Origin of the sequence: Paraburkholderia sp. RL17-380-BIE-A (assembly GCF_046028085.1) — a bacterium.
In the GTDB taxonomy this organism is placed as follows: Bacteria; Pseudomonadota; Gammaproteobacteria; order Burkholderiales; family Burkholderiaceae; genus Paraburkholderia.
This window is the reverse complement of sequence record NZ_JARESQ010000015.1, coordinates 25,205-38,630: the sequence shown is the minus strand read 5'-3', so window position 1 is coordinate 38,630 and position 13,426 is coordinate 25,205. Positions and strand designations below refer to the sequence as shown.

The window sequence follows — 13,426 nt, the reverse complement described above, 5'->3', positions numbered from 1 at the left end:
AGCCATGACACCGTCAAGACAGGCCATGATGTTCAGGGGGCTGTGCAAGCTCATCGCTATCGTTTTCGTCACCAACCAGGTTCTCACAACGCTTTTCACGTACGCCACCCAGCAACTCGACGCCGCGCTGCCGTCCGACTCCATGTGGATTTTCAGCTGTCTGACCTGCGGGCTGGTGACGCTGTGGCTACAGGCCGACGCGCGGCGTGCTTTCGGTTTCGCGCGGGAAAAGGGTTTCGTGAAGAAGGGCGCCGACGGCAAGCAGGATCTGCAGATCGCCGCGGACTGCCCGAAACGCTGGCTCGTGATCCTGCATGTCGAACTCAATCCGGCGGCGATCCAGGCATAACGGTGGTCTGGCCGTATCTCGGCGAGCCGCGTAAAAAGGCTGATACTTTTTACGCGGCGTTAATGCGGCGTTGGCTAAGCTCGAGTTACACGCTGATCGACACCCAGGATTTCTCGATGATACGAATGCTGATTCCCGTCCTCGACCATAGCGGCGCCGTCGAGGCTGCGCGCTACGCCGCGTTCATGTTCCTCGAGCGTGGCGTCACGGAGGTCGAACTGCTGGAAGTCCTCGAACCGGTCGGGGAGGGGCGGGCGGCAGCCTTCCACTCGCGTAGCTCCCTCTTGCGTCACGAGAAGCAGGTCATGCTGAAAGCGTTGATCGACGCCCGCACGATTCTCGAAGAAGCCGGTGTGCCCTACCGCTGGAAACGCGTCTTCGGCCACCGCACGAAAGCGGTTGCGGATTACGCGGCCACGACCCGGCCCGACGTGATGGTGATCGACGCGAGCCATATGGGCTTCTTTCGCAGGCTGGCCGTGCTCGCGTCGCTGTCGAGGCGCACGGTCACGCCGGTCACGATGGTTCATTGAATGGCAACAAAACCGGCCTAGTGCGACACCTGCTGTTGTCCCGGTTTCCGAGGGTCGGCAAGCTCGCTGTCGGACCATCCGCCGCCCAGATCGCCGATCAACGACGCCGCGTCGAGCAGCCGTGTTTGCTGCACGTTCAATGCGGTCTGCTGAAGGTTCAACTGCGTGGCCTGCGCGGTCGCGACGGTTGTAAAGTCCACCGTGCCCGCCTGGTATTCATTGCGCGCAATCTCGGTGCCGCGCGTCGCGTCGCGTACCGCGCGCTCCAGCACCTCGGCTTGCTGCGCGAGGATACGCAAGCCGGCGAGGTCGTTCTCCACGCCCTGGAACGCCGTCAACACCGTGCCGCGATAATTGGCCAGCGCCGCGTCGTAAGACGCTTTGGCCGCGTCGACCTGCGCGCTGCGTTGCCCGCCGTCGAACAGCGTCTCGCTCGCCTGGCCGCCCAACGACCAGACATAGTTGGCGATATGCAGCAGGCCGTTCAACGGCGACTGCGTGAAACCGTCCAGCGCGGATAGCGAAATCGTCGGGTAATAGGCGGCGACGGCCACCCCGATCGCGGCGTTCTGTGCCGCCATTTGCCGCTCGGCGGCGGCAATGTCGGGCCGGCGCTCCAGGAGCGTGGATGGCACGCTGACCGGAATGGACGGCAGCGTCGGCAGCGTGGTGTTCGTGGGCACGTCCAGTTCTTCCGGATTCCTGCCGACCAGCACGGCGATCGCATGAACGTATTGAGCGCGCGCGACACCCAGCGCAATCAGACTCGATTGGGCCGACTCCAGTTGCGTTTGCGCGCTCACCAGATCGGAGGGCGGCACGGTGCCGGCCTTGTCCTGCTCTGCGACCACGCGCAACGATTGCTCGAACGCCTCGACGGTGTGCTTGAGCAAGTCGATATTGACATCCGTTACGCGCAGATCGATCACCGCGTTGGCGAGCGCGATCTGTTCGGAAAGTGTCGCGTTGGCGAGCGTTGCCTGGCTTGCCTGCGCGGTCGCGGCGCTTTCCTCGATATTGCGGCGCACGAGGCCCCATAGGTCGGGCGCCCAGCTCGCGTTGGCTTCGAGCGAGCCGGCGTTGTTGATGCGCTGGAAGCTGCTCGCGCCCGCACCGCCCAGCAGATTGCTGCTCAGATTGCCCGTCGAAGAACGTTCGCGGGTCGCCGATCCGGTAATGCCGATGGTGGGGAACAGGGCGCTGCGCGCGAGCCGCACTTCGGCCAGCGCCTGCTGGTAGTTCGCATAGCTCTGGCGCACGGTCTGGTTCGACACCGACACGAGCGGTTCGAGTTCATTGATGAGCGGGTCGTTGAAGGCGGTCCACCAGTCTCCCTTCGGGCGTTCGGCGGCGGGCTGCGCCTCGGTCCAGCCGGGCAGTTCTTTCCACGCGGCGGGCGTCGCGACGGGCGGCCGATGGTAATCCGGGCCGACCATGCAGCCGCCTGTCAACACGGTCGATAACGCCAGCAATGCGCCGGCGAACCTGGTGGGGGAGATCGTCTTCATCATGCGCTCGTATCTGGTGCTTCTCCGCGGCGATTCCATGGCAGGCGCGCGGACCATTTCGCGAGTCGCGCGCGTAGCCGGTCGAGGTACAGGTAGATCACCGGCGTCGTGTACAACGTGAACACCTGGCTCACGAGCAGGCCGCCCATGACCGTCACCCCGAGCGGCTGGCGCAACGATGCGCCCTGACCGATGCCGATCGCAAGCGGCACCGCGCCCAGCACGGCGGCCGCGGTCGTCATCATGATCGGGCGCAGCCGCACTACGGCGGCCTGGTGAATCGCATCGCGCGCATTCATGCCTTCATGGCGTTGCAGCTGGATCGCGACGTCGACCATCATGATGCCGTTTTTCTTGACGATGCCGATCAGAAGGATGATGCCGATCATCGCGATCACCGAAAACGGCGTGCCGAAAATCAGCAGCGCGAGTGTTGCGCCGATGCCGGCGGACGGCAGCGTCGACAGGATCGTGAGCGGGTGAACCGTATTCTCGTACAGCACGCCGAGCACGAGGTAGACCACCAGCAATGCGGCGAGAATCAGCAGCGGGACGGCGCCCATGGACTGCGCGTAGGCCTGCGCGGCGCCCGCGAACGCGCCGTGCACCGACGCGGGCATGCCGATGTCGCGCTCGGCCTGCGCAATGAGCTGGCCGGCTTCGCTTAAGGATCCGCCTGCCGGCAGATTGAACGAGATGGTGCCGGCCACGAGGCCGCTCTGGTGATTCACCTGGGTGGCGGTGTGGCTGTTCGAGAAGGTCATCATGGCGGCGAGCGGGACCATGGTTTCGGCCGCGGTGCTGTCCGCGCTGCCGCTGGAATTGCCGCCCTTGCTGTTAGAGATGCTGTTGGTCTGCTGGTTCGCTTCGGCGTCGGCGTTCTGCGAGTTGGTATTGGCACTGGCGCTTGACGCGCTGCTGACGGCCGTCGCCTGCTGCATGGCTTTGACGGTGGCGCGGGACATCTGCGTTTGCTGCGTGCCGTTCGCGTTGCCGGCGGCCGTGCTGAGGAAGATCTGGTTGAGCGCCTGCGGATACTGCCAGTAGGCCGGCGCGACCTCCATCACCACGAAGTACTGGTTCAGCGCGTTGTAGATGGTGGACACGGTGCGCTGGCCGAAGGCGTCGTACAGCACGTTGTCGATCTGATTCGGCTGGAAACCGTAACGCGCGGCGCTCGCGCGGCTGAAGTTCACGTAGGTCTGCAAGCCGTTCTGCTGGAGGTCCGAGTTCACGTCTTCCAGCTTCCCGCGGTATTTGCCGAGTTCGGTGACGAGTTTCGGCACCCATGTGAAGAGCGCGTTCGCGTCGTCGCTGGTCAGGGTGTACTGATATTCGGCCGCGGCCTGGCGCCCGCCGATCTGCAAATCCTGCTGCGCCTGCAGGAAAAGCCGCGCGCCCGACACGGCATTGAGCCTGGGGCGCAGCCGGTTGACCACCTCCGTCGCCGACAGATGGCGTTGCGCAAGCGGCTTGAGTTCGATGAAGACGTTGGCCGTGTTCAGCGCGCGCCCGCCGGTGAAGCCCGCCACCGACGCCACCGCCGGGTCCTGCTTCACGATCGCCTGCAATTGCGCGAGCTTCTTTTCCATGGCGTTGAACGACACGCTCTGATCGGCAATGATCTGGCCGATCAGGATGCCGGTGTCCTGTTCCGGAAAGAACGTCCCGGATAGCAGACGGACCAGGAACACGTTGAGCACGAGCAGGCCGATCAACAGCAGGACGACCGCGAGCGCATGATCGAGCGCCGCCGCGAGCGAGCGCGCATACGCGTTCTTGAAGCGCTCGAACTGCGCCTCGGCCCAGCGCGCCCAGCGCGCCTCTACATGCATCGTGCGCTCGCGGCTGAGCAGGTAGGCGCACATGACCGGCGTGATGGTCAGCGAAATCAGCAGCGAGAGCAGGATCGCAATGGAGAGCGTGACGGCGAACTCATGAAACAGCAGCCCGACAATGCCGGGCATCAACAGGATCGGCAGAAACACCGCGATCAGCGAGAGGCTCATCGAGATCACCGTGAAGCCGACCTCGGCGCTGCCGCGCAGCGCGGCTTCCTTGGGATCGAGCCCGGCTTCGAGATGACGCACGATGTTTTCCAGCACCACCACGGCGTCGTCGACCACGAAGCCGGTGCCGATCGTCAACGCCATTAGCGAGAGGTTGTCGATGCTATAGCCGAGCAGATACATCGGTCCGAACGAGCCGACGATCGACAGCGGCAGCGCGACCGCCGGAATCAGCGTGGCGCGCGGCGACAGCAGGAACACGAAGACCACGCCCACTACCAGCAGCACGGCGATGAACAGCGTGCGCTCGGTGTCGGCCACCGAGGCCCGCACCGACTCCGAGCGGTCGATCGCGACGTTCACGTGGATCGCGCTCGGCAACGCGGCTTCGATGATCGGCAGGCGCGACTGGATCTGCTGGACCGTCTGCACCACGTTGCTGCCCGGCGTCGGATAGACGATCACGAGCACGGCCGACTTGCCGTTGTAGAGCCCGGCGTTGCGGATGTTCTCGTTCGAATCGCGCACCTGAGCGACGTCGCGCAGCAGGACGGGCGCGCCGTCGCGATACGCGATTACCACGTCGCGATAGGGCGCGGCCTTGCTGATCTGGTCGTTCGACGTGACCACATAGCGCTGCTCGCCCTGATCGATATGGCCTTTCGCGCTGTTCGCATTCGCCGCGCCGATCGCGGCGCGCACATCTTCAAGGCCGATGCCGTAGCTGTTCAGCTTGCCGGGTTCCAGTTCGACGCGCACCGAGGGCAATGCGCCGCCGCCGAGCGTGATCTGCCCGACGCCATCCACCTGCGACAGCTGCTGCTGGATCACCGAATCGGCGGAGTCATAGAGCTGGGCTTTGGTGAGCGTGTCCGAAGTCAGTGCGAGCACCATGATCGGTGCGCCGGCCGGATTGTACTGGCGGTACGTGGGATTGCTGCGCAGCGTGGTGGGCAGGTCGGCGCGCGCGGCCTGAATGGCGGCCTGCACGTCGCGCGCCGCGCCGTTGATATCGCGGTTCAGACCGAACACGACGATGATCATCGACGAGCCCACGTAACTGATCGAGGTGAGCTGGTTCACGTCGGCGATGGTGGCAAGGCGCCGCTCCAGCGGCTCGGCGACCGTGGCGGCCATGATCTCGGGACTCGCGCCCGCCATGTTCGCCTGCAGTGCGATCACCGGGAACGCAATGTTCGGCAGCGGCGCGACCGGCAGGCGGAAATAGGCGAGCGCGCCGGATATCAGGATCGCGACCGCCAGCAGCGCGGTCGCCACCGGGCGCCGGATGAAGAGCGCCGAGAGGTTCACGGCGTATTCTCCGGCGGCGCGGCCGCGCCTTCGCTGGCCGCGCGGCGCCGGCTGTTCACGCGCTGCGCGAGGCGGTCGAAGAACAGATAGATCACCGGCGTCGTGAACAGCGTCAGCACCTGGCTGAGCATGAGCCCACCGATGATCGCGAGGCCGAGCGGCCGGCGCAGTTCGGAGCCGGTGCCGGTGCCGAGCAGCATGGGCAGCGCGCCGAGCATGGCCGCGAGCGTGGTCATCAGGATCGGCCGGAAGCGCAGCAGCGACGCTTCGAAAATCGCTTCATGCGCCGGCTTGCCATGCACGCGCTCCGCTTCGAGCGCGAAGTCCACCATCATGATCGCGTTCTTCTTGACGATGCCGATCAGCAGCACGATCCCGATGATGCCGATCACGTCGAGATCGTTGCCCGCGATCATCAACGCGAGCAGGGCGCCGATGCCGGCCGACGGCAGCGTCGAGAGAATCGTCACCGGGTGGATATAGCTTTCGTACAGCACGCCGAGCACGATATACACGGCGACGAGCGCGGCGATCAGCAGATACACCTCGCTCGTGAGCGAATCTTCGAATGCCTGCGCCGCGCCCTGAAAAGACGACGTGATCGACGGCGGCAGGTTCACCGCGCGCTCGGCGTCGCGGATCTGTGCGACCGCGGCGCTCAGCGACGCGTCCTGCGCGAGGTTGAACGAGATCGTCACCGCCGGGAACTGGGCGAGATGGCTGATCATCAGCGGCGATTGCGTGATGCTGATCTTCGCGATGCCCGACAGCGGCACCTGACCGCTGCTGCTCGTCTGGCTCGGCAGATACAGGTTGCCGATCGACTGCACGGTGGGCAGTGTTTCGGGCTTCGCCACGAGAATCACGCGATATTGGTTGGACTGCTGAAAGATGGTCGAGACGATGCGCTGGCCGAGCGCGTCGTACAGTGCGTTGTCGATCGTGGCCGCGGTGATGCCATAGCGCGCGGCGAGTTGCCGGTTCACTTCGACGTTCACGCTCAGACCGTTGGTGTTCAGGTCGCTCGTGACGTCCGTGATCGCGGGAATCTGCTTCATGCGCGCGATCAGCGCGGGCACGTACTGATTGAAGGCCTGCTGGTTCGGCCCGCGCAGCACGAAGTTGTACTGGTTGCGCGAGATCGAGGTGTCGAGCGTCAGGTCCTGTTCCGGTTGCAGATACAGCCGAATGCCGGGCACCTCGGCGACTTCCTGCTGGATCCGGCGGCCGATTTCCGCGGCGCTCGCGGAGCGGTCGTCGCGCGGGCGCAGATTGATCAGGAAGCGGCCGTTGTTGAGCGTCGGATTGGTCCCGTCGATGCCGACATAGGAGGTGAGCGACACCACGTCGGGATCCTTCAGGATCGCGTCGGCGAGGGCGCTCTGACGCCGGACCATCGACGTGTACGACACCGAGTTGTCGGCCACGCTGATGCCCTGGATCACGCCCACGTCCTGCACCGGGAACAGGCCCTTCGGAATCACGATGTACAGGATCGCGGTAAGCGCGACGGTGACGAGTGCGACCACCAGCGTGAGCGTCTGGTGATCGAGCACCCAGCGCAGGCCGCGTTCGTACGCCGCGAGCGTTTTGTCGAACAGGCCTTCGCTGAACCGCTCGAAGCGACTCGGATGGCGCTGCGCCTGCGCGCGCAGGAGGCGCGCGCATAGCATCGGCACGACGGTCAGCGAGACCACCGCCGAAATCACGATCGTCACCGCCAGCGTGATCGCGAATTCGCTGAACAGCCGGCCGATCACGCCGCCCATGAACAGCAGCGGGATCAGCACCGCGATCAGCGAGACCGTCAGCGAGAGAATCGTGAAGCCGATCTGCCCGGCGCCTTCGAGCGCGGCTTCGAGCGGCGTCTTGCCTTCCTCCAGATAGCGCACGATGTTCTCGATCATCACGATCGAATCGTCGACGACGAAACCGGTCGCGATGATCAGCGCCATCAGCGAGAGGTTGTCGATCGAATAGTTGAGCTGGTACATCACGGCGAGCGTGCCGATCAGCGACACGGGCACGGAGATGCTCGGAATGATCGTGGCGGGCACGTTGCGCAGGAACACGAAAATCACCAGCACGACCAGCACCACGGCGAGCACCAGTTCGAAAGCGGCGTCCGAGACCGACGAGCGGATCACGCCCGTGGTGTTCGCCACCACCGTGACTTGCAGGCCGGCGGGCAGCGTCGATTCGAGCGCCGGCAACTGCTTCATGATCTGGTTCACCGTAGCGATCACGTTCGCGCCCGGCTGGCGCTGCACGTTCAGCACGATGGCCGGCGTGCGGTTGTACCACGCTCCACGCTCGACGTCCTGCGCGGCCTGGCTCACGCGCGCAACATCGCGCAGATACACCGGCGCGCCGTTCTGATAGGCGATCACGGTGGCCAGGTAGTCTTGCGGGTCGACGATCTGATCGTTCGCGTTGATCGTGTAGTCGAGTTCCGGTCCGTCGAAATTCCCTTTTGGCTGGCTCACATTGACGTTGGCGAGCAAGGTGCGCAGATCGTCGAGATTCAGGCCGTAGGCGGCGAGCTTCTGCGGGTCCGCTTCGACGCGCACGGCCGGCACGTTGCCGCCGGCGGTCGTGACGAGACCGACGCCGGAGACTTCGGAGATCTTCGTGGCGAGGCGATTGTTGGCGGTGTCCTGCAACTGCGTCAGCGACATGGACTTCGACGTGACCGCGAGCGTGAGGATCGGCTGATCGGCCGGGTTGACCTTCGCGTAGGTGGGCGGCGCGGGCAGCCCGGTCGGCAAAAAACTGTTGGCGGCGTTGATGGCCTGCTGCACGTTCTGTTCGGCAATGTCGAGACTCAGCGAGAGATCGAATTGCAGCGTGATCACCGACGCGCCTTCCGAACTGTACGAGACCATCTGCTGCAAGCCCGGAATCTCGCCGAGTTGCACTTCGAGCGGCGCCGTGACGGTGGTCGCCATCACGTTCGGGCTGGCGCCCGGGTAGAAGGTCTGGACCTGGATGGTCGGATAGTCGACGTCGGGCAGCGAGGAAACCGGCAGGAAGCGCACCGCGACCAGGCCGACGAGCACGAGCGCGACCATCAGCAGCGACGTCGCCACGGGCCGGAGGATGAACAGGCGGGAGAAGTTCATCGGCGCGTCGGCGGACTACGAAGCCATGGACGCCGCGCCGGGCGCTGCCGCCGCCGGCGTGCCGCTCGCGGCGGACGCGGGCGCCGCAGCCGGCGTTGCGCCTGAAGCGGCTGGTGGCTCCGAAGCCGGCGTTGCGCCTGAAGCGCCCGAAGTGCCCGCAGCCGGCCGGGCCGCGGATGCCTTGATCTTCACGCCGTCGCTCAAGCGGTCCATGCCATCGGTCACGACCACGTTGCCGGCTGCGAGCCCTGACGTAATCACCGTGTGCTGGCCATCGCCCGGTCCGAGCGTGACCTTGCGCACCGATACCGTGTTGTCGGCGTTGACCAGATACACGTAGTCGCCCGGCGCGCCGTTCTGCACCGCGGGCGTCGGCACCAGCACCACGTCTTGCAGCGTGTCGACCAGCAGCTTGACGTTGACGAACTCGTTGGGGAACAGCGCCTCATCGTCATTGGCGAACGACGCGCGCAGCGTGACCGTGCCGGTCGCCGTCGCCATCTGGTTGTTGATCGCGTACAGCGTGCCGGTCGCGAGCTGACGGGAGTTGTCGCTGCTGAACACCGTGACGGGGAGCTGCGCGCCTGCGTTGGTGCGGCGCAGCACCTTGTCGAGCGCGGTTTGCGGCACGGTGAACTGGACCGTGGTCGGCTTCATCGTCGTGATGACGGCAATGCCCGGCTGGCTCGACGCGGTGACGTAGTTGCCCGGATCGACGAGGCGCAGTCCGACCCGGCCCGCCACCGGCGCGGTGATATGGCAGTAGATCAGGTCGAGCGCGAATTGGGCGATGTTGGCTTCGTCGGCCTTGATCGCCGCTTCGTCCTGCTGGACGAGAAACTTCTGATCCGCATAGGTCTGCTCGGCGATCGACTTGCGCTCGTTCAGTTGCGTATAGCGCGCGAGATCGGCGCGCGCCTGGGCGAGCGCCGCCTTGTCCTTGGCGAGTTGCGCCTCGGCCTGGCGCTTGCTGATTTCGTATTGGCGCGGATCGATTTGCGCGAGGAACTGACCTTTCTGCACGTCCTGCCCTTCGCGGTAACCGACGGCGGTCAAGTAGCCGCTCAGTTGCGGCAAGACGGTGACGGTGGCAACGGGCGTGACCGTGCCCAGCTCGCTCAGGATTTCCGGCATCGATCCGGTGGTTGCGGCGGCGACCGTCACGACCTGGGGCGCAACAGTGGGTTTGGGCGCCTTCGAGCGCAGCAGATGGAAGGCCACCAGTGCGATCAGCGCCAGCAGCACGACCGCGAGTACGAGGCGGCCTCTTCGGGGACGCCTCGCCTGGATTGACGGCGCTTCGCTCATGACGGCCTCCCGCGGGACTCGTGGCACCCGGCGAACACCGCCCATGGACGGCCAGGCCAATTGCTGTCGAAGCGCGTCATACGAACTCCCAGGATGGGTATCGCCGTTGCCGGCGACAGGAATCCAGACAATCAGTAGCAGAGTCTATCCGACTGTGGAGCTATTTCTCGCGGCATCGCCTGGACGGGGGTTTCGGTTTGTTACGGTAAGTCGACGAGACCCAGGTGTGACGGGGCCGCTGCCGAAGCGTCATGCAAGACGGGCCAAGGATTAAGGGGATAAGGGCCCCGCATGGACGGAAAAGTTACCCACAGAAAATGTTCATATCCTTGTGGACAAGTCCTGGCCAAGCGGGCTAACTGGTTGAGCACAGAGCGATTTCTTCGGCATGACAGGGAATGCGCTTACTCCACCGGCGAGGCGAGCAGCGACACCGGCACGCCATGGCAACTCACCCTGCCGACGATCGCCGCGCCGAGACTCGCACTGGATTTGGCGTGCGCGTCCAACGACGTGATCCCTCTGTCGACCCGCAGAATGTTGATGGGCCATGACGGCCGGGACAGCCGCTCGTGCGCGAAAGCGCCGACCCACAACGGTGTGGCGGACGTGCCGTTTTCCACGGCGTAACCACTGGGCCAGAAGCGCAGCACGTCGCGCTCGTCGCGCGTGTTGCCCGGACGCATGAAGACCACCGAGGACGGCACGCCATTGTTCAGCTTCGGCAAGACCGGCAGCGACACGGCCGCCACATTGGGCGAGGCGAGCGAGAGCAGGCTGTGCGCCGACACGTCCGTGCCCTCCACCCAACCGTGGGCGCGCAACTGCCCGCGGATCGAATCGAGGTTCGAGGCCCACTGCAGTGTGAGCGGCTCCATGCTGTCGCCGCCCATATCCGAGCGGTAACACGGCAGACGTTTCCACACGGAGAGCGTCCACTGCGCCTGGGTGACGAGCACGGGCGGCGGCCGCAACGCCGTATCCGGCGGCGGCGCGGGCATGGCCACGCCGAGTTGCAGGCCCACGCTGACCAGCATGACCAGCAGCACCACCAGCGGCATGAAGGTGCGCTCGGGCGGTGTTTCCGGGTGCCGCCACATTGCGGTCAGCGCAACGATCGCGACCCAGATGTAGGCGAGCGCGGCGCCGCCGATCGCATCGGATACCCAATATTTGCCGAAGTACAGTCCCGCGAGCGCGACCACGATCACGACGATCGCGCTCGCGGCCGCCACCATGACGCCTTCGAGCATGCCGACCCGGCGCGCCAGCAGGAACGCGAGGAAGCCGTACACGATAACGGTCGCGGCGACGTGATCGCTCGGAAATACATACGCGCCGACCATCAGATCATTCGGCGGCGCGCGGTGCATCGCGAACTGCAGCGCGAAGATCAGCAATTGGGAAAACACCACTGCCGCGAGCCAGTAGCCCATGGTGCGCCAGCGCCGTTCCAGCAGCATCCAGATCACGACCGTCACGATCAGCGCCGCGAGCGTGATGCTGCTGCCGAGCGTCGAGAGTCCCGCGAGAACGGTGTCGCTCCAGGGCGTGCGTACCGATTGCAGGAAGTGATAGACCGAGAGGTCTACTTGCGTGAGCGGATCGCCGCTGAGAACGTCTTCCAGCACGCCGAAGAACAGTGCGCCAGACACGATTACGACCAGCGACGTCAGCAGAATGCTGCTGGCGTCCGGTGTCGCCGGGTCGAGCATCTTGCGCGCGAAACGGCCGAACGGGCCGGGGTGCCGGCAAGCCCAGGCGCCCACCTGAAGCCCGGCCGCGCTCGACCACGCATTGGCATGCGAGAGCAGCACACGCGCGGCGCGAAAGCTCAGCCAGACGATACCCGCCAGCAACGCGATGATCACCACGAGCCGGAACGACACCGCGCCGGCCAGCAGAACCGAAGCGCCGAAGATCATGCCGGGGAGGATGTGGGCGGGTGCCCAGATTAGCGCCGAGAGCACGTTCATGCCGTAGAAAAGCAGTGGCGGCATGCGCAGCATGCCCGCCACCACCGGCACGATCGCCCGCAACGGGCCGATGAAGCGCGCCAGCACGACGCTCTTCGCGCCATGTTTGCGAAAGAAGCGGTGGCCAGCCTCGAGCACTTCGGGATGTTTGCGGAACGGCCAGAACTGGACGATCCGGTCTTTATAGCGGCTGCCGAGCCAGAAGCTCATGCCGTCGCCGGCGATGGCTCCCGCGATGGCCCACACGAAAACCCAGCCAAGGCTGAGCGACCCGGTGCCCGCCAGCGCCCCGGCGAGAAACATCGCGGTGCTGCCCGGAATGAAGGTGCCGATAACGGCGACGGCCTCCAGAAACGCCGCAAGGAAGATGACCGTGAGTGTCCAGCCCGGGTGGCCGGCCAGCAGATGCAGGAGGTGAACGTAAGCGTGCTCCATCGTGTGCGATCAGCCGTTTCTGGCATAACGATTGATCATAACGCGCACGGCGGCCGTCTTATTCCTTTTTAGAAACCGGCCTCCAGTGAAGCAGGCGAGGGTTCGCGAAGCGCGCAGTCAATCGCTCGATCTGGCGCCGCGAACGTGAAGGCGTGTGACGATCCGCATGGCGGTCGCGTTTGGCAGCGCGAGTCGCACGTTCAGATTTCGTCGCTGAATTCGTCGAGGAAACGTTGCAGGCGGGCATGGCGGATGCCGGCCAGCCGCGCGCCCGTGGCCGTCTGAAAACCCTCGGACAGTTTTAGCAGCTTGGTATGGAAATGGTCGAGCGTGAAGCGCGTGTCATCCAGCGGGCGCTGTGTTGCGTGTGGATCGGCTGGGTCGTACAAGGCGCGGCCCATCCGCCCGGCGACGTAGAAGCAGCGCGCCACGCCCAGCACGCCGATCGCGTCGAGCCGGTCGGCGTCTTGCAGCGTTTTCGCTTCGAGTGTGGTCGGCGTGACGGCTGCTGAAAAGCTGTGTGCTTCGATGGCGTGCGCCGTCGCCTGAACCTGCGCTTGTGCCCAGCCGAGCGACGCCAGCACGCGCGCCGCTTTTTCCGCCGATAGTCGCGAGGCCCGCGCGCGCAGCGGCGAATTCTTTTCGACCGCTACGCAGTCGTGTAGCAGCGTGGCGGCGAACAGGACCTGCGCATCGCCGCCTTCTTCCGCGTGGATCGACGCTGCGTTTTTCCAGACGCGTTGCAGATGCGAGGTGTCGTGCGAGCCGTCGCCGTTGTCGTCGCCCGCGTGCGGCAGGAGGGTTCGGGCCAGTTCCTGGAACGGGGCGAAAGGGGCGAAGGGGGCGAACGAGGCGGGTGTTATCGAAGGCATCGA

Annotated in this window: 8 protein-coding genes; 2 read left to right on the top strand and 6 right to left on the bottom strand. The window is 65.2% G+C overall.

Annotated elements, in window-relative coordinates:
• The first annotated feature begins 4 nt into the window (after nt 1-4).
• A complete protein-coding gene (locus P0D68_RS24325; RefSeq protein ID WP_408300743.1) occupies nt 5-349 on the top strand; it encodes a hypothetical protein in 345 nt (114 codons plus the stop codon).
• Between the two features lie 125 nt (nt 350-474).
• Nucleotides 475-882 (top strand): universal stress protein, encoded by a 408-nt coding sequence (locus P0D68_RS24320; RefSeq protein WP_408181913.1) that lies wholly within the window; start codon nt 475-477, stop codon nt 880-882.
• 17 nt (nt 883-899) lie between these two features.
• Here P0D68_RS24320 and P0D68_RS24315 read toward each other — a convergent pair whose 3' ends face one another.
• From P0D68_RS24315 to P0D68_RS24290, 6 genes are all read right to left on the bottom strand, one after another.
• Nucleotides 900-2,393, bottom strand: a complete 1,494-nt coding sequence (locus tag P0D68_RS24315) for an efflux transporter outer membrane subunit (protein ID WP_408300741.1) — start codon at nt 2,391-2,393, stop codon at nt 900-902.
• On the bottom strand, nt 2,390-5,710 hold the full coding sequence (locus P0D68_RS24310) for an efflux RND transporter permease subunit (protein ID WP_408300739.1): 3,321 nt from the start codon (nt 5,708-5,710) through the stop codon (nt 2,390-2,392). Before P0D68_RS24310 ends, P0D68_RS24315 begins: the two co-directional genes overlap by 4 nt.
• Nucleotides 5,707-8,832: an efflux RND transporter permease subunit gene (locus P0D68_RS24305; protein ID WP_408181904.1), complete on the bottom strand. Its 3,126-nt coding sequence runs from the start codon at nt 8,830-8,832 to the stop codon at nt 5,707-5,709. The genes P0D68_RS24310 and P0D68_RS24305 overlap by 4 nt, the downstream gene beginning before the upstream one ends.
• Nucleotides 8,833-8,847: 15 nt before the next feature.
• Nucleotides 8,848-10,140: an efflux RND transporter periplasmic adaptor subunit gene (locus tag P0D68_RS24300; RefSeq protein WP_408300737.1), complete on the bottom strand. Its 1,293-nt coding sequence runs from the start codon at nt 10,138-10,140 to the stop codon at nt 8,848-8,850.
• A 404-nt stretch (nt 10,141-10,544) separates the two neighbouring features.
• A complete protein-coding gene (locus P0D68_RS24295; RefSeq protein ID WP_408300735.1) occupies nt 10,545-12,551 on the bottom strand; it encodes a bifunctional DedA family/phosphatase PAP2 family protein in 2,007 nt (668 codons plus the stop codon).
• Nucleotides 12,552-12,751: 200 nt separating this feature from the next.
• Entirely contained in the window at nt 12,752-13,423 is a 672-nt protein-coding gene (locus tag P0D68_RS24290; RefSeq protein WP_408300733.1) for an HD domain-containing protein, read from the bottom strand.
• Nucleotides 13,424-13,426: the final 3 nt, after the last annotated feature.

Bases quoted from the DNA above. Each gene is read 5' to 3' on its own strand.
- P0D68_RS24325 (WP_408300743.1), top strand. From the start codon at position 5: ATGACACCGTCAAGACAGGCCATGATGTTCAGGGGGCTGTGCAAGCTC.
- P0D68_RS24320 (WP_408181913.1), top strand. From the start codon at position 475: ATGCTGATTCCCGTCCTCGACCATAGCGGCGCCGTCGAGGCTGCGCGC.
- P0D68_RS24315 (WP_408300741.1), bottom strand. From the start codon at position 2,393: ATGATGAAGACGATCTCCCCCACCAGGTTCGCCGGCGCATTGCTGGCG.
- P0D68_RS24305 (WP_408181904.1), bottom strand. From the start codon at position 8,832: ATGAACTTCTCCCGCCTGTTCATCCTCCGGCCCGTGGCGACGTCGCTG.
- P0D68_RS24300 (WP_408300737.1), bottom strand. From the start codon at position 10,140: ATGAGCGAAGCGCCGTCAATCCAGGCGAGGCGTCCCCGAAGAGGCCGC.
- P0D68_RS24295 (WP_408300735.1), bottom strand. From the start codon at position 12,551: ATGGAGCACGCTTACGTTCACCTCCTGCATCTGCTGGCCGGCCACCCG.
- P0D68_RS24290 (WP_408300733.1), bottom strand. From the start codon at position 13,423: ATGCCTTCGATAACACCCGCCTCGTTCGCCCCCTTCGCCCCTTTCGCC.